Annotated in this window: 2 protein-coding genes (1 of these 2 only partly in view); both read left to right on the top strand. The window is 62.1% G+C overall.

Annotated elements, in window-relative coordinates:
- On the top strand, positions 1-17,873 hold the 3' portion of the coding sequence (locus tag KI612_RS13900) for a DUF4347 domain-containing protein (protein ID WP_226440674.1). Its footprint begins 7,936 nt before the window's first position; only the last 17,873 of its 25,809 coding nucleotides appear in the window; the start codon falls outside the window, past its left edge; the stop codon is at positions 17,871-17,873.
- Positions 17,870-19,690, top strand: coding sequence for an efflux RND transporter periplasmic adaptor subunit (locus KI612_RS13895; RefSeq protein ID WP_226440673.1), 1,821 nt, complete (start codon positions 17,870-17,872; stop codon positions 19,688-19,690). The genes KI612_RS13900 and KI612_RS13895 overlap by 4 nt, the downstream gene beginning before the upstream one ends.
- The last annotated feature ends 3 nt before the right edge of the window (positions 19,691-19,693 follow it).

Here is a 19,693-nt window from a genome sequence, read left to right as displayed (position 1 = left end):
CTCGCATCACCGGCTCGACGCTAGGCACTACTACAGCTGCTACTAGCGCTCGTTCGGTGGGCGCGGTCACCGTTAGCGCCACTGACAGCGCGACCCTGGTGGGCATCACGGGCGGGTTGGGTGTGTCCACCAACGCCAGCGCAGTCGGCATCTCCCTGTCCTGGAACCGCATCAGCGACGGCATTACGGCGGCCATCGAAAGCTCCACGGTCGATGCTGCCGGCACGGTGAGCGTTGTCGCTAAGTCCAATGCGCTGCTGGTTGGCGTGGGCATCGCTGGCGGCATCAGCGCAGGTGGCAACGGCACCGCCGTCGCAGGTGGCTTGACCATCAATGCCATCGCCAACACCATCGATAGCCACATTTCGGGCAGTGATGTGCGTGCTCGCGGCAATAGCAACGACATTCTCGTCAAGGCAAGCGAATCGGCCACCCTGGCCAGCGCCGCCTTGTCTGTCGCCATTTCCTCGGGCGACAAGGCCGTCGGCGGGCTGTTTGCCTACAACTACGTCGGCAGCACCAATAACGCCGCCGATCCGAATCTCATTGGTCTGTTTGATGGTGCCGCCAAGGATAGTGACGGCAATTCCCTGGGTACCAAGAAGCTTACCGTCGGCGCGACGGGCGTTACCGCCGCCGGGGTCACTGCCTACATTGATTCGAGCCAGGCAGTCGCTGGCCGCAGCGTTATCATCACCGCCGGCCTGGATGATCCCACCCAGACCAGCGACGGTCCAGCCGCCGGCCGCGCGGTAACCGTGCCGACCAGCGCGGTTGACGCCACCACCGATGCCATCACGCTTGCCAGCCACGGATACGCGACCGGCGACGCCGTGGTCTATGACGCGGGATCGGGTACGGCTATCGGCGGCCTGACATCGGGCAACACCTACTACGTCGTCAAGACTGGCGACAACAGCTTGAAGCTTGCCGCCAGCCTGGACGATGCCTTTGCCGGCAATACCATCCATTTCACCTCTGCCGGCAGTGGCACTGCCTCCATATCCCAAGCCAAGACCGTTGCCGACGTCAGCACTGCGGTTGATATCACCCACAACTCTGTTGCGCTGGCTGGCCACGGCTGGTCCACCGGCGATGCCGTGGTTTATGACCCGGGCACAGGCACGGCAATCGGTGGCTTGTCATCCGGCAGCACCTATTACGTGATCAAGGTTGATAACAACGACTTCAAGCTGGCGAGCAGCCAGGCCAACGCGCTGGCCGGCACCGCCATTGATCTGACCGCCGCGGGCGATCAGTCGCAGCTCTTCTCTCGTGTACAGAGTTTTGCAGTCGCCACGTCCGCGAGCGTCGTCGCTGCCGCCGTGCCGGATGCCGTGAAACTGACCAATCACGGTCTTGCCACCGGCGATGCCGTGACCTATCACGCCAACGGCGGCACCGCCATTGCCGGCTTGCAGGACGGTGCCACCTATTACGTGGTGAAGGTTGATGCCAACGACTTCCGTCTGGCCTCCAGTCTGGTTGCTGCCCAAGCCGGCGACACGCTGCTGTTCACCGGCGCCGGCAACGACGCCCAGACCTTCACCATTCGGCCCAAGTCGTTGAATCTCGCCGGCACGTCCGTCGATCTTCCCTCTGTCGGCGCCCAACTGGTGGCTGTCACCGCTGGCGGCGCTGGCGGCAAGGGCCTTTCCGGCGCCGCCGTGGTTGCCCTCAACTTCGTGCGCATGAACGTCGATGCGCACATCAGCAATACGCCGAGCGGCAAGACCGTCACGGCGGAGAACGGCGACGTGAGCGTACTGGCGGCCGACAACTCGCAGGTGAGTTCCGGCTCCGGCGCTCTGGGTGTGTCTACCGGGGGTACCGCGATCGGTGCCGCCATCGGCGTCAATTCGATCCAGAACAGCGTCAAGGCGGCCATCGACAACGCCAAGGTGTCCGCCACCATCGGCAATGTCGTCATTTCTGCCCAAGAGCGTGCTCGCGATATCAATATCGTCGTCGGTGCCGGTGTCGGCACCGGTTCCAGTGGTGTTGCACTCTCTGGTTCGTTTGCCTTCAGTTTCATTCAGGATACTGTTGACGCGCGCATCACCGACAGCGTTACGTCCGATGCGGTCACCACCACAGTTGAGGCAGGCCAGGGAATTGCAGTCAATGCTGACGATGCCGCGTCTATTGCTACTCTGGCTGGCGCCATCAGTGCGTCTACCAATGGTACTGGCGCGGCCGGGATTGCAGTAGCTGTCAACCAAGTCAAGGACACGGTTGCCGCCGTCGTCGAAATGGCGACCCTGACAGCCACCAATGGCGACATTGCCGTCGCGGCGACATTCGCCAAGCCTACTGACCTGCCGCCTGGTCTTGATGCGCAGATTGCTGCCGTGGCTGTTTCCGGCTCCGGTGGGCCAAGTTTTGCTGGCGCCGGCTCGGTGGCTTTGAACTGGATTTGCAACAACATCGAAGCGCGCATTTCCGACATCGACGCCAGCCAGTCGATCAGCGCCGCCAACGGCACCTTATCCGTGAAGGCCAGCGACACCTCGACCATCAACGCGTTGGCCGGTGCCATCGCCATTTCCGGCATCGGTGCCAAGGGAGCTTCCGGCGCGGTGGGCGCCTCGGTGAGCTACAACTATCTGGGTGGTGACCCTATCGACGGCACCGGCACGACACAGAACTCCGTCAGCGCGGTGATCCGCGATGTGTCCGGCAGCATTACTGCCAAGCTACTGCTGGTGGAGGGTAGCTATTCCGCCAGCATCAATAACATCACCGTCGCCGGTGCCGGCGGCGGTAGCAATTCCGCCGCGTTTGCGCTTGGCGGAGCGGTTTCCATCAATCGCATCAAAGGACATACGACTGCCACCATCAAGAACGCCGCCAATATCGACGTTACTGGCACCGCTGCCGATGCCATCAAGGTGTCGGCCATCGACGGTAGCGCCATCTGGGCCCTGGCTGGCGGCATTGGCGTCGCGGTGGGTACCTCTGGCGGCGGCTCCTTGGCGGCCGGGGTTTCCGTGGCCTACAACGACATTGCCAATAACACGGCGGCGAGCATCGATAACGCCGATGTTAGCGTTGACCTTGGCGGTGTGCAGGTGACGGCTTCCTCCAGCTCGGCTATCTATGCCTTTACTTTCGGCGTCTCGGTGGCCGTTGCTACCGGCAGCGGCGGGCTTTCAGGGTCTGGTGCCGGTGCTGGCAGTGGCAATACGGTGAGAAACAGCATTAGCGCCACCATTCGCAACGGCGTCGGCAGCCGCAAGACCAAGGCCGGCGGCGCCATTTCGGTCAGCGCCACCGACGATGCCGACATCCGTGCCATCGCCGGCACACTCGCTGTCGGCGTGGCGGCGGGCGGTGGTGGCGGTGGTACCGGCTCTGTCGGCATTTCCGTATCCGTCAATGACATCAGCGATACCGTTGAAGCCAAGGTCGACAAGGCAGACGTCGAAGCCGGCGGTACGCTGACCCTGTCCGCTAGCGAAAATGCGTCGATTGATTCCTTGACCGTTGGTGGTTCGGTGGCCGCTGCCGGTGGTTCCGGCGGCGGTGTGGCAGCGGCTGCCGGCGGTGCGGTGTCAACGAACACCATCCACAACTACGTTTATGCAGATGCGTTGAATGGCGCCAAACTTACGACAACCGGCACTGGCAATGACATTAAGCTGTCCGCTACCGATTCCAGCACCATTCTTGCCATCGGCGGTGGGCTTGCCATCGCTGGCGCCGGCGGTTCCGGTGGCGGCGGCGCGGGTTCGCTCGGCGCGGCTGTGGCTGTCAGCAATATTGGCAATACCGTTAAGGCCTACGCCGACGGCGCCACGCTGGACGCCAGCGGCAACATCGGCCTAACTGCCCAGGCCACCGGTAGCATCGTTTCCGTCACCTTGGGCGCGGCGGTAGCCGGCTCTGGCGGTGCCGGCGGTGGTGTTTCTCTCTCCGGGGCGGGGTCGTCCGCCACTGCCACGGTGACCAACACCGTCGCGGCCTATGTTGCCAACAGCGGCAGCAGCATCGCCTCGCCCGGCATCCAGGCCGATGGAAGCGTGACCATCAGCGCCACGGATAGCACGGAAATCAACACTTCCGCCGGGGCACTCGCCGTTTCCGGCGCGGGCGGAGCGGGCGGCGGCGCGGCGGGAGCGGTCGGCTTCTCTCTGGCAACGAATATTGTGCATAACGCCGTCTCGGCCTACGCCGAGAAATCCTATGTTTCGGCCGTGGGCAATATCGCCATCACGGCGACGGAAAACGCCACCGCGCGGGCAATTACCGTCGGCGGCGCCGTGGCTGGAGCCGGCGGAGCCGGGGGCGGTGGCGCCGTGGCAGCCGCCGGGGCGACCTCTCTCAACTTCATCAACAACACGGTCCAGGCTTATGCCGACGGCGCCGGTAATTTGACAACCACGGGGGCAGGCGCTGACATCAGCCTTACTGCCAGCGATACCAGCACGCTGCTGGCGGTTGGCGGTGGTCTTGCCGGGTCCGGCGCCGGTGGTGCCGGCGGCGGCGGGGCGGGTTCACTCGGCGCGGCTACGGCCGACAACGAAATCGGCAATACGATTAACGCCTACGTGGATGGCACCACCATCAACGCCAAGGATGCCTTCAGTATTTCCGCTGGAGAGAGTGGAACCATCACCGCGGTGGCGCTTGGCGCGGCCGTGGCGGGGGCCGGCGGTGCCGGTGGCGGCTTTGGCGCCTCGGCGGCCGGCTCGGTCGTTGTCAATGGTGTGACCAATACCATCGCCGCTTACGTTGCCAACAGCGGTAGCGCTGTTTTGCCTGGCATCCAGGCCGGCGGGACCGTAACCATCAGTGCCACCGACAATACCGAAATCGATGGCGGTGCCGGGTCGCTCGCCATTGCCGGCGCCGGTGGGGCCGGTGGTGGTGGCGCAGTGGCGGTCGGTTATGCGCAGACGACGAACACCGTGACCAATGCCGTTTCGGCCTATGCCGAGAATGCTTATATCACGGCAGTCGACGACATCATGCTTGCGGCGACAGAAGGGGCTACGGTGCGTGCCATCTCGGTGGGAGGCACGGTGGCTGGCTCCGGCGGTGCCGGCGGTGGCGGGTCGGTGGCGGTGGCGGGGGCGACTTCCCTCAACTTCATTCATAACACCGTCAAGGCTTACGCCGATGGTGGCGCCGCTCTGACCACTACCGGCAGCGGCGCCGATATCAGCCTGAAAGCTAGTGATACCAGTACCTTGCTGGCGGTTGGCGGCGGTCTAACTGGTTCCGGTGCTGGTGGTGCCGGCGGCGGCGGCGCCGGTTCCCTGGGGGTGGCTGGAGCCGCCAACACGGTGGGCAACACGGTGGCAGCCTACGTGGATGGGGCCACTCTTGACGCCAAGAATGCCATCAGTCTTACCGCCGAGGAAACCGGTTATGTCACCGCGGTGTCGGTCGGTTCGGCAGTGGCTGGTGCCGGCGGTGCCGGCGGCGGTTTTGGCGCCTCTGCGGCCGGCTCGGCTTCAGTCGACACGGTGACCAACACCATCGCCGCCTACATTGCCAACAGCGGCAGTGCCGTTTTGCCTGGCATCCAGGCGGGCGGGGCCGTGACCATCAGTGCCACGGACGCCACGCATATCGACGGCGGTGCCGGGTCGCTCGCGATTGCTGGCGCTGGTGGCGCCGGTGGTGGTGGCGCAGTGGCGGCCGGATATTCCCAGACGACGAACACTGTCACCAACACCGTCAAGGCTTATGCCGAGAAGGCCTATATCACGGCCGTCGACAACATCACGCTCACGGCGACGGAGAATGCCACCGTGCGTGCGATCAGCGTCGGCGGCTCGGTGGCCGGTTCCGGTGGCGCCGGTGGCGGCGGGTCGGTGGCGGTGGCCGGGGCGACGTCGCTCAACTTCATCACCAACACCGTGCTGGCTCATGCGGACGGCGTCGGCGGTCTGACCACCACGGGCAGCGGTGCCGATATCAGCCTGAAAGCCAGCGATACCAGTACCTTGCTGGCGGTTGGTGGCGGTCTTGCCGGGTCGGGCGCCGGGGGCGCCGGGGGTGGCGGTGCCGGTTCCCTCGGGGCGGCAGTGGCCATCAATACCGTCACCAATACCGTCAAGGCCTACGTCGACGGCGCAACCGTCAATGCCAACGATGCGTTCAGCCTTGCGGCCGAGGAAACGGGTTACGTTACCGCCGTGTCCGTCGGCGCGGCTGTGGCTGGCGCCGGTGGCGTCGGTGGCGGTTTCGCGGCTTCGGCGGCTGGTGCCGATTCGACCAATATTGTGACCAATACCGTTGCCGCCTACATTGCCAACAGCGGTAGCGCCGGTGTCGGCCATGAGGGCATCACGACCAGTGGCGCGCTTACGGTGACGGCCACCGACAGCACGGCGATTCGCGCCGTGGCCGGTTCGCTGGCGGTTTCCGCTGCTGGTGGTATTGGCGCCGGCTCGGTTTCCCTCGGCTTGTCCCTGGCGGAAAATACGGTCGATAACAAGGTACATGCCTACACCAACACGTCCTACCTGAGCATCGGCTCCGACGCCCTGTTTACGGCGACGGAGAACGCAGATCTTTACGCCCTTTCTGTTGCCGCCTCGGCCAGTATTACCGGCGGCATTGGCAGCGGTTCGGTCGGCGTCAGCGTCGGTTACGCCAAGAACAAGACCACCAATAGCGTGCTGGCCTACGCCAGTGGCGGCAAGCTGACGGCCGGTCACAAGGCGTATTTCACGGCTTCGGATACGGCCTCGGTTGAATCCGATATCGTCGCCGCCAGCCTGACGGTGGCGGTCTCGGCCGGTGCCGCAGTAGGTTTGGCCGCCGCCGCTGCGACCAACGACATCGGCGATACGGTGAAAGCCTACAGTAGTGGTGCCAACATCAGCGCCAATGACCTCGAAATGACGGCTTCTGCGGCCGGCACCATCCACGCCACGGCCATCGGCGCCAGTCTTGCTGCTTCGAACGTCGCCATTTCCGGCGCCGGTGCCGGCGCCGGAAATACGGTGCATAACACCGTCGCTACCTATGTTTCCGGTGGCAGCCTGACTGCAACCGCCAACGGGAGCGCCGCGCGCAAGATTGTCCTGTCCGCCTACGAGCAATCCACCATCAATGCGGTGGTCGGGGCCGTTTCGGTTGCAGCCGGCGTATCGAACGCCGTATCTGTCGGCCTCTCCGTTGCTACCAACGACATCAGCGGTTCGGTGAGTGCCTGGGTAGGCGACAGTGCCACGATCTCAGCCAGTGGGGGCAGCGTTTCGATTTCCGCCACCGCTAACGATACAATCAACAGCACGGTTTGGGCTACCTCCGTCGCCTACAGCTACGGCGGCATTGCCGTCGCCGCAGGCGGCGCCCAGTCCTCGGCGACTATTACTACCGACGTTTCCGCCTATACGGCGTCGAACAGCACGCTGGACACCAGCGGTAGCGCCGTCACCGTCAGCGCACTGAGTTCCAGCTCCGCGACATCGAAGACCGCAGGTGCGGCACTCAGCAACGGCCTCGCTGCGGGTAGCAGTACGACTCAGGTTGTCGCTGCCGGTACCGTGAGTGCCTACGTGGCCAGCGCCAGCGTCCGAGCCTATAGCCTCGGCATTAGCGCCACTGCCAACCAAACCGCCAACGCTGAAGCGATAGCACTGGCCGGTGGCATCATTTCCGGTGCCGGCGCGGCGGCGCAAGCCACGGTGAATCCGACCGTGACGGCCTACTTGGCCGGCGGTGCCACCTGCACGTTTACCGGCAACGTTAATATCACCGCCGCCGCGACGCCCCGGGCGAACGCCAGGTCGATAGGGGTTGCCGTTGCCGGCGGCGTGGCCATCGGCGTTTCCAAGGCCGATGCCGTTGTCAATCCTACCGTTCAGGCTCATGCTGGCGCCAGTGGCACACTGACAGCCGCCAACCTCACCGTGCAGGCGCTGCGCAATGTGCCCGCAGCCGGCGAGAATGCGACGGCCCAGGCCATCGGCGCGTCCGGTGGCCTGCTGGTGGGCGTCAGCGGTTCGGAAGCCAATGCCCGCGATGGCACGGACGCTCAGCGGGCGGTCACCAGCGCCTGGCTCGATGCCGGCGGCAGTTTCAGCATCAGCGGCACCGGCACGGCGGCGGTGACGGCCACCAGCGTGCAGCGCGCCACCGCCGACAACTTCAACCTCGGACTTCTCGCCGCTGGTGCCGGGCTGGCCCATGCCACCTCGAATGCGCTCAACACGGCGAGCTTGGCCGACAGCGCGACATACATTGGCGGCAATCTCAGCATCACCGCTAATGCCAGGGAAGACAACCTGGCCAAGGTGCTTGCCGGCAGCGGTGGCGCCATTGCTGGCGCCGGTGCCCTGGCCGATGCCAACGGTAGCAGTACCACCAACGCGACGCTGGGCAAGAACGTCACTGTCACGCTCACCAATGCCGCGGCCGGCGGCAACCTCACCGTCAGTGCCGATCACACCGCCACCACCAACGGCCAGATTGTGGTCGTTGGCGCTGGCCTGCTCGCCGGTACCGGCGCCGAGGAAGACAATACCGTCAACGCTCATGTCACGGCAGAAGCCGGCGACAACGCCCGTGTCACGGCCTACAACATCACCATGAGCGCCGCCGACCGGGTGCGCAAGGCCGACCTGGCCGATCCGAACATCAAGGGTGCCACCGGTGGCATTGCTTCCGCCGCCGGTGCCGTCAGCAAGATGACGGTAAATTTAGACACCAACACCACGGTGGGCACCAACGCTCAACTTACGGTCATCGGTCCCGTTCTGGCAGCCGGCGAGATGCATTTGACGACACTGAATGACCTTCAGATGCGCGACCGGGTCAGTCTGACCACCGGCGGCGCCATCTCCGGCGCCGGGGCCAGTTCCAGCATCGGTGGCACGGTGGCGGGGCATGTCCTGGTCAAGAGCGGCGCCAAGCTGGAAAGTGTCGGCCTGATGGAGCTTTCCGCCCGCGCCACGGGGGACCTGTCCAACACCGTCTCGGCCGAAACCTACGGTGCCGCCACGGTTGCCACCGGTAGTGCGACGATCACGCTCAATCCGCTGAACGAGGTGCATGTGTATGGCGCCACCCTCAAGGCGCTGGGGGCGATGAACCTGCTGGCCGGCGAGGATGGCGACCACAACTTCGACAGTTGGGCCGTCACATCCCGTGTCGATACCTTTGCCGGCAGCTTGATCCCGATCAGTTCAGTCGGTGCCACCATCATTCTCAATATCGCCAACAACATCGGCGTCGACGCCGGTGCCAGCCTGCTGGGCGGCGATGACATCAACCTGCGCGCGGCATATATTAACGTCATCAATGCCTACGCCCATGCCCATACCACTAGCTGGATTAGCGCGATTGGCGACGCCATCCGCGGCAGCGCCAGCGATAGTGGCGAGTGGACCACCACCACCGTCGGCACGGTACGGGTCGACGGCGCGCTGCAAACCAACATCAACAGCGACCTGAGCTTGGTACTCGACTGGAACCAGTCCACCTCAGATCCGCGGGTGATGGAGACGACGAATGTCGGCAACGTCACCTGGAGAAAGACCTCGGCAACGGCCGATCAGGAACTATTCACGGAATATAAAACGGCTCTCGCCAATTACAGTCTGTTCAAGGGTGGTCCCAATACCACTTTGACCGACTACTACGCGGCCGAAGTGAGCCGCCTGGCCAACCTGCTGCTGGCCGATGGGCTGGGAACGAGAGAAACGGACCCGAGCGGAAATTCCGTCATCACCCCGGTCAAAAAGCCCTCCGCCATTATCGTGGTCGATCCGATCCGGGTTAAGGCGGGCATCATCGATATCAGAGGCACCAGCCTCGGTGGTGGCGGTAGCTTCGATTCGCGCGGCGACATTTCGGTGACCATCGAAAATAGGGCGCCGGCGAGCCTGCAAATCAACGGCATAGTGATTCCCTACAATCGCTCGGGCCTGTATTTGAACGGCTATGCCGTTGGCAGCAATGCCGAGATCGGCGCCGACGCCGCCTTCAGCTCCATTCGCACCGGCACCACCGGCCTCGGTCCCACGATCACGATCGTCGAGCAGGCGCCATCGCTGCCGAACGGCGTGACGGTGCCTCTGGGCGACATCCTGATTCGCGGCGCCGTCGACAATCTTGGCGGCAGCGTGATCATCCGCAACAGTGCCGGAGGGGTGACCGACATCGGGGCCGCCTTGCGCGCCAAGGATCAGAGCATCACTTCCCGTGGTGGCGTCAATATCCATGGTGTGACCGAATACTGCCGTGGCGGCGATCCTCTGGCGATCCTGGATGCCATCACTTGGGATTACACGGCGTCCGATGACGTCCTCAAGCAGACCTTGGTTAATAAATACAACGCCATGATTGCCGCGGGTCCAGCCACTGAGGGCGATCCCGCCATCCTCTATGGCGACGTTATCAAGATCGAGGCCCAGACGATCAACCTCAATGGTCTACTCCAGAGTGGCAATGACAGCTATGCGATGACCCTGGATGGCACCATGGCCACCCGGATCGCCGCCATCAAGGCCAGTGGCGCCCAGGGCCTGACGTCTCTGGCGAGCCGGGATCTGGCGCATCCCTACGCATGGGAACAGGACTTCACCGTCTATTGGGACAACACTAATAAGCGCATCGTCGTCGCCCAGATCAACACGGGCGGTGGACATGTCGAACTGACCGGAACCATTGCCAACACGGGCAACGGCAATATCAAGGTGCTCAGCGGCTATTCCAATGTCAACGTCAATAATCAGACTGGCTACGATGTGGAAATACGTGGCATCGACGCCGGCCAGCGTGGCGCCGGCCTGCTGATCATCAACGACAAGAATAAGACCACTGGTGCGGTGCAGGTCACTCGATACGAGGTGGTTGGCAACTCCGTTACCGAGACGATCGATGGTGTCGTGCAGGCGACTCCCGCATCGTCCTACACCCCGACCACCAACGGCCTGCGTTACGGCTGGACGATGGCAGCGGATATAGGATTTGAGTCGACCTACACGGATGTCCAGTCGGGCTGGGCGTGGTTTACGCTTAGCTCTGCAACATTGGACGCTAGGTGTACGACCATTCCGCTAACCGGACCCGCATTGGTGGGCGATGCAGCCTACTACTGCGTTGATGCCAGTCCCGAAGCGACGAAGTTCGATCACCAAGTAATTGACCTTAGCGGAACGGGGTGGCACATCACGGATCGTGACGTTGAGACAACCTGGTACGGCGAGTCGACGACAACGACGAAGTGGGAAAAATACCAAAGCACCCGCAACTATTACACCAGCACCATCACGGCGACCCGCGCGGTAAACATCAACTTCATCGGTGGAACCGCCAGCGCGGTGACGGTGAATTCCAACGCCGGCATCCTGCTCTCGGGGAAAATCCGCAATACTTCGGGCATGACCACCCTAACTGCCACCGGGCGCATTCAGGGTGTCAATGACAGTGCCATCATCACCGGCCAGTCATTGTCGCTCACGGCCGGCGGCAACATCAACGGCAGTGGTAACACTAGTCTGCAAGTCGATCTGGCCGACAACGCGGCGCGGGACTTCTCCAGCAGCGATGCGGTGAGTGCCAATGGCACAACGCGCATCGTAAAGGGCGCCACGGTGCAGGCGATTCAGGGCTACATGGCCGGCGGCACGGCCGGCGCCGTTTATCGTTATGTCGGCGCTAATCCGCTGACGACAACACTGTCCGGGGTAAATTACGGTGACACGGCTAACTGGCAGTCGGTTTCCTGGAATGCCGGCCGGCTTGACGCAAGCTCTAGCGGCGGCGGAGTCGATATCCGCGAGGTGGCCGGCAATCTCAATCTGGGCAATATCCGGGCTGGTGGCGGCACGGCCAAACTGACGGCAAGTGACGATATCACCGCCGTCGCCGGCACGACGGTCCAGGGCAGCAACGTCAACCTGATCGCCACGAACGGCGCCATCGGCAGCGCCGCCCGCGCCATCACCATCAACGCCGCAACGGTCACCGACGCGCTTTCCGCCAGCGCCACCGGCGACATTTACCTGTCGTCCTCTGGCGGGGATCTGCGCGTGAACCGGATCGCGTCCACCGGGACCAACAGTAGGGTCTCGCTTACCATTGTCGGCGGCGGAATGATCGACGCCAATGGCGTGCAGACCGTCGACACGCGCACTGTCGACCAGTTGCGCAATGGCCTGTGGAAGGATTTGAACCTCACCAGCAGTGCCGGTTTCGACCAGAAGCTTGCCGATACCAAAGACGCTTTTGCTGCCGCCCAGACGCAGGAATATCGCACCTACTGGCAATGGCGTAATGCAGGCAGTGCCGCGCTCACGACAGCGGAGGAATCCTACTATCGGACGGTTCTCAATTACAACGACGCCGCCATCCAGACGCTCAACAATTCGCGGCTCCAGCAGTACGCAGATCTCGATGCGCGCTGGCGCGCAACGAGCGTGTTATACGATGCGAACTACGGCTATACGTTGACGGCGGCCGATATCGCCACGCTGATCAGCGGGATCAAGGTCCATACCGAACAGGAACTGCTATTTACTATTGGTGCCGGGCTGCTCAAGCCGACGCCGTCTACTCAGGCGTCCATCGAAAGTCCGAACATCGTCGCCGCCCACGTGGTCATAAACGCTGCCCGAGTTGGCAATGCGGACGCGTCAGTGACGGTGGATGTGACGGGTAGCACTGTGCTCACCGATGTCCAGCGCCTCGCCTTGGCTGCCGCCGACCGTGCCGATGTTACCTTCGTGGCCGGCAATGTGGTTACCGCCGCGATGCGTTTTGCCACCACGGGTGGCGTCAACACGATTACGCTGGACAGCGGTAGCTGGAACGCCGCCGACGGATACGTAGTCGGGCGGTTGATTCAGGTTTCCGGCAGCGGCGTTGGCAGCGCCACGTCCCTGGGACAGTCCTATCGCATCACTGGAGTTTCCGGAGCCACGCTGACCGTGGAGTCGGTCAGCGGCGCCCGCTTCGTCGCTCAGGGCAGTTCGCAGATGGCGACGGTGACGCCGTTCATTGACAATCCCAACCCGGTTTCCGCCGCAATGAGTTTCGCCGTGGCCGGCGGCGCCAATACAATCACCTTGGCGAGCGGCGCTTGGAATACGGATAACGGCTATGTGGTCGGCGCGTTGATCCAGATTGGCGGCAATGGCGTCAAGAGCGCGACGGGAACGGGTCAGTCGTATCGAATCACCGCCGTCTCGGGTGCCACCCTGACCGTGGAGGCCGTTGGCGGCGCTCAGTTCACTGCCCAGAACGATGCCTCGGCCACCGTCTCGGCGAATGGCATCACTCAACTCTTCATTGCCCAGATCAACGACGTGAACGTCGGTGCCGCCAACGGCGACACGGTCGCGGTGGATGCGACTGCCAGCGCCGGGAGCCTATATCTTGGCTCGGAGAATACTGTTTCCCTTGGACACATCACGGGCGCGGCGGACGTTCGCATCCGTGCCCGGAACGGCATCGTCAATGGGCTTGGTGATGCCAGCGCCAATATCGTTTCCAGCGACGTGGTTCTGGAGTCGGGCCTGGGTGCCATTGGCACCAGCGGTAGCCCGGTGCGGGTTGACCTGCGCGCCACCAGTGCCCTCAAGGGGACGCTGACGGCCCGTGCAAACAATGATGTCTTCATTGCCGGCATCAAGAGCGCCGGAGTTGCCGCGAGCAGCGGTGATTTGCGCCTGGAAGGGGTGTCGTCCCTGGAGGGCGACGTGACCCTGGCTTCCATCGGCGCCATTGTCGATGCGCTGAACAGCGACTCGGCCAAGATATCCGCCAACCATTTGACGCTGTCCGCCGCCAACGGCATCGGCGAGACTGGTGATGCTCTCGAAGTGTCCATGCTAGGCGATCTCATCGTCGATCCCGCCGACACCACCGGCACGGTGAATCTGACCGCCAGCGGCGGCTCGATCAACCTGCGCGAAGTAGACGGCAACTTGAAGCTGGATCACGTCGTCGCCAACAACGGCGATGTTACGTTGCGGGCGGCTCTGTCTATTCTCGACCGCGCCAGCGACTTTACCGTTGGGAGTTATGGCCGTCCTGGTGCCGATATATCCGCTCGCAGTATCACCCTGACTGCCGATGGTGGCGGTATCGGCGAGGCTGGCAATGAGCTGGATATTCGGGCGCAGTACATGGCGGGAACACAGGGGCTAGTAAAGACCGAAAGCTACAAGGATACCCGCATCATCCAGACCGTGGGCGATCTGTACCTCGATCAGGTCGGCGTCGGCGCCAGTTCCACGGCCTACATCGTTGTGCCGGACGGGAGCATCTACAACGGCCGTACCAGTGGTGACAACGTTCTGCGCGGCAAGCTGTGGCTCTTCGCCCGCGACAACATCGGCACCTCGGGGGCGGAAATCAAGACTGCCGTTGGCAACATCGAAGGCAAGGCAACCACCGGCAACGCCTGGATCAGCAACACGGGAGCCATGACCGTCGGGGGCGTGATCGTCGGTGGTACAGATCCGGGCTTCCAGTCGGGCGGCGATGTGCATATTTCCACCCATTCGCCGCTGACCGTCGATAAGGATATCTCGGGCAGCGATGTTTACCTTGAGGCGGGTGGTAGCATTAGTGCCAGTGGCGATAATCTTGTCGTTAAGTCCGGCAAGACGGTGACGGCAATTAACACCATCCATGCAAGCGCTAACGACAGTTTCACCCTTGAAGAGGGTGCTACGATCCGGGCGGACGAGGTGGACATCGAGATCGCCCGGCTGGCTGGCGAGATGACTGGCGGCGACGTGATGATCTATGGCGACATCGATGCCGCTACGGTTAATCTCCTAGGTTCTGCCTACGCGGATCGCTTCGCCATCCGCAAATTGGATGTACGCTCCACCGGCACGACGGTAAATTTGGACGCCGGGGGCGGCGATGACAGCATCTATCTCGGTAGTCAGGCCACCTTGGTGGATTCGACCCGTGCAACCAATGCCAGCGGTACGCTTGACGAGCTGGTGGCACGGATTGTCATTGATGGCAACGATGGCAGCGGCGACAGCCTCTGGCTGGATGACACCGGCTTTGTGGCCGGGCGTAGCGCCTTCACGCTGGATGAAGAGTCTTTGTCGGGAACGAGCTACGGCCGCATTCAGGGCTTCGGCGGCGCAGTGCTTTACCGGCGCGTGGAAAACCTGGACATCGAACTAGGCGAGGGCGCCGATACGGTGGCTGTGCTGGCCAATCCGGCGGGTAGCACAACACACTTGAACACCCTAGGCGGCGATGACATAGTCAACATTGGTACGATAGCGACCGATTTTACCGTTGATGGCACGTTCTACGGAACGCTGGCAATCGACGCCGGTATCGGGAACAACGCACTCGGTGTCAGCGACATCGGCTCCCATGTCGACAAGATTGTTACCGTCAATAGGGACAGTATAGAGGGACTCTTTACTTCAGGAACGGATGTTACGTGGACGGCTACCGGCGGCCGCTTCAGCTGCCTAGAATATTGGCTAGGTTATGGCAGCGATATCGTGACTGTGGCCCATGCCTTGTACTACGCTGATATCCCGACCATCACCACGTTGAACACTGGGCTGGGCAATGACCAGGTTGCGGTAAACCTCACTGCCGGCACTGATGGTTTCTTCGTCCTTGATACTCAAGGGCCGCGCACCAGTGATCCCTCGAATCCGAATTGGACCGACAACGATGCCGTTGACGCCTCCGGTTCTACCCTGGGCTCCGTCATCATGGGTGGCATTGGCGATGACAACATCACCGGCGGCAACGGCAACGACATTATCTTCGGCGATAGTGGTGCCTACACTTGGGCCGATGTCAATCACGCCGTGCTGGTAACGTCCGCGATGTCTACCAATACTGGACAGGGCGGCAGCGACACTATCAACGGCGGTGGTGGTGACAACACGGTTATCGCCGGTTTCGGCGGCGACACGGTCAACGTCACGGCGATGGGTAATAACGTGGTTGTCGGTGACAACGGAACCGCTTCCTACAACACGGCCGGCAAGCTGATCCAGATTCAGACCCTCGACACCATTGCCGCCACCGGCGGCAATGACACCCTTAATCTAGGGGATGGCAACCAAGTTGTCCTAGGTGGTGTTGGCGACGACAGCATCAGTGCCACAGGTGCCAGCGGCACTCGTGCCATCTTGGGCGACAACGGCGTCGCACAATGGGATGCTAGCGGCAGCAACCTGGTGAGTGTGCAATCGACTGAGATCACGCTGGGTGGCAATGACATCATTATGCTTGGCGGGGGGGCGAATACGGTTGTCGCAGGTTTTGGAGGGGACACTGTCAATGTAACGGTGACGGGCAACAACGTGGTTGTTGGTGACAACGGAACCGCCTCCTATAACACGGCCGGCAAACTGATCCAGATTCAGACCCTCGATACTAAGGTCGACACCGGCGGCAATGACATCCTTAACCTGTGGGATGGCAACCAAGTTGTCCTGGGCGGTGTTGGCGACGACAGCATCAGTGCCATCGGCGCCAGCGGCACTCGTACCATCTTGGGCGACAACGGCATCGCACAATGGGATGCTAGCGGTAGCAAGCTGGTGAGTGTGCAATCGACTGAGATCACGCTGGGTGGCAATGACATCATTGAGCTCGGCGGGGGCACTAATACGGTTATCGCAGGTGCCGGGGGCGATGTGGTTGCCTCGACAGGGGGCGGCGTCAATGTCATTGTTGGCGACAACGGTCGCGCTGATTTTGCTGGTAGCAGCCTAGCAGAGGTCAGCTCACTCGATACCAGCACCGCCACCGGCGGTAATGATCAGATCAACCTGTCGGCCACAACCGGCATCAACATGGTGATTGCCGGTAACGGTGACGATCACGTCAGTGGCGGAAGCGGCAACAACTACATTCTGGGTGATAACGGCCACATCGTCATGGATTCGGGTGGAAGGCTGCCGGCGCTTGTTGAGTCCTTCCTTGGAAGGCCTGCTGGCAATGACGCCCTCGTCGGTGGTGGCGGTAAGAACGTCGTCATCGGTAGCCAAGGCAACGACATTCTAAGCGGTGGCAACGGCCGGAATTTGCTGATTGGCGACGATGGCCGGGTTCGCTTTGTCACCGGTGATCCGATACTGGCGGAGGACATCAATCCGTTCATCGGCGGAAATGACGATCTTGGTGGTGGTAATAACTACAACATTCTCATCGCGGGTGCCGGCAACGACCTGCTGCGTGGCTCTCTGGATAATTCCATCATGATGGGCGAAGCTGGCTCGGTTGCCCTGACGCCTGGGTGGCGCTTCACGGAGGCGTATTCCTTCGCCCTCAACAATTCCCAGGATGCGGTCACTCAGGCACTTAACCATCTTTATAGCGGTGGAATCGCGCAAATTCCGTCGTCGGCAGTTCCTCCTGCTCCTTCAATATCGCCGTGGTTGGTCGATGAGGAGGCTAATACAGATGAGATCTTCGGGGAGATTATGTTTGGTCGGGGGCCTATCTCGGTGTTCGATAGCGTGTTCGCCAATATTGCTGACCGCATTTATGACCGAGGCTTGCTGGCTTCATTCGGTGAAGCACCGCCTGCTGGGGCTGGTGCCGCTTTGGGCCATACAATCCTGTTGGCACGGGCACACGGCGACTTGTCGGACGAACCGCCCACCAGGTTTTGCGCTGCTTCGAGCCATGCAACCCTGTTGGCAGGGGCACACAGCGACTTGTCGGACGCGTCAGCCGGCTGGCTACCGGAACAGCTTGAGGCTGAAGAACGTTCCGTATTGGCCGGGTGGCCGGATATGGGGAAAACGGCTCAGGCTTCCTCTCCGCTGCAAATGGCCTCGGCGTTGCCTCTTGCGGGTCTTGTTGGCCAGATTGCCTGGGCCGGTGGACCGGCCTGTGCGACGGCCATGGCCCGCAGGCGCGTACACATCGACTGGCAAAGGGCGCCGAGCGAAACGTGATCATACGGGTGTCGCAAGTACGCGCGGAAGACGTCGCTGTTTGGGAGCATCTCGACCAGGCGACGTCGGAAGAGGACTTTCATGCCGCATGGTTGGACATGCTCTGCCGTGGCAGCGCTGGCACCATTCGTGGTGTGCTGGTGCTTGGCGATCCGACGAACGGCGAATATGCACCGGCCGGTTTCTGGCCGCCCGGTGAGGCTCCGACGCCAGAACTGGCGCAGGCTGCCGGGCAGGCGATCGAGACGAACGGCGAAATTATCAGTGAAAACGGTGGCGCGCTACTGCTGGCCTGTCCATTGGCTGACGCCGGATCGGTCTTCGGCTGCGTTGCGATTCAGCTTGCTGCGGCACAGAAGGGTTGTAAGGCGATTCTTGAACGCATGCACATGGCGTCCTATGCTCTCGTTGTTGCCCGCCAGCGGCAGGCGGCTGCGGCGGAGCAGGTCACGCGCGAACGCCTGATTGCCACCCTGGATCTCGTTGCCTCGGCGTTAAATGAGCCGCGCTTCGCCGCAGCAGCGCCGATGCTTGCGACCGAGTTGGCTACCAGGCTTGATTGTGATCGTGTCAGTATCGGTGTCGTCGAGAAACTGAGAACCAAGGTGATGGCAGTTTCCCATAGCGGGGAATTTGGTGGTCGCATGAACCTGATTCGTGCCATCGGGCAGGCTATGGACGAAGCGATCGACCTGCGTACGCTTATCGTCCTGCCCTCGTCCGCGGATGATGGGCCTCTTCCGCGTGATCACCTAGCGCTGGCGCGTCTTTTCGGCAACGATAGCCTGCTTACAGTCCCATTCGAGCTTGCCGACGAGGTGCGCGGTGCCTTTACCTTCGAACGATCCGGTGGAGGTCGTGTTTTTGACACCGCCACCATCGAGTTGTGTCAGGCGGTTGTCGCTTTGTGCGCGCGCATCCTTGAGCACAAGCGCCTCAATGACCGGTCGTTGATGAGCCGCGTGACCGACGAGGTGCACAACCAATTGCGCCGGCTAACCGGGCCGCGTTACTACGCCCGAAAGCTTGCAGCTACAGTCTTCATGACCGTGTCGGCGTTTTTCGCGGTGGTGAATGGTGACTACCGTGTAAATGCGACTGCTAGCGTTGAAGGAGCTGTTCGTCAGGTTCTTGCTGCTCCTTTCGATGGTTACGTGGCGAGTGCGCCGCATCGCGCTGGTGATGTAGTGGCCGCCGAAGATGTACTCGCCGTGCTCGATGATCGAGAAATACGGATGGAGTACTTCAAATGGCTCGGTCAGCAGAGCCAGTATGCCCGGCAGTATGAGGAAGCTATGGCTAAGCATGACCGTGGTCTTGGCAATATTGCTTTGGCGCAGATGCAGCAGGCGGAAGCGCAGGCAGCCCTCTATGCAAGTCAGCTTGAGCGGGCGCGCATCGTTACCCCCTTGGCCGGTGTCGTGGTGAGTGGCGATCTATCGCAATCTCTGGGTGCTGCAGTCAAGCGCGGCCAGATGTTATTTGAGGTTTCACCGACCGACCATTATCGTGTCGTTCTCGAGGTGCCGGATGCCGATATTGCCGCTGTTGCGTCCGGACAGCAGGGGGAGCTCGCCTTGGCCGCTCTGCCCGGGAGAGGTTTTAGGTTCACTGTGACTCAAGTGACGCCGGTGGTAACGGCCAAGGATGGGCGTAGCGTCGTTCGTGTTGAGGGTAACTTGGAAGAACCGTTGCCAGGGCTGCGACTGGGCATGGAGGGCGTGGCTAAGATCGAGGCTGGCCGGCGAAAACTTTTATGGATATGGACGCACTCCTTCCTCGACTGGCTGCGCCTGTCCCTGTGGGTTTGGATGTAGTCC

The organism is Quatrionicoccus australiensis, from assembly GCF_020510525.1.
In the GTDB taxonomy this organism is placed as follows: Bacteria; Pseudomonadota; Gammaproteobacteria; order Burkholderiales; family Rhodocyclaceae; genus Azonexus; species Azonexus australiensis_B.
Note: the sequence above shows the minus strand (reverse complement) of the source record. Positions and strands in the feature narration are given on the sequence as shown.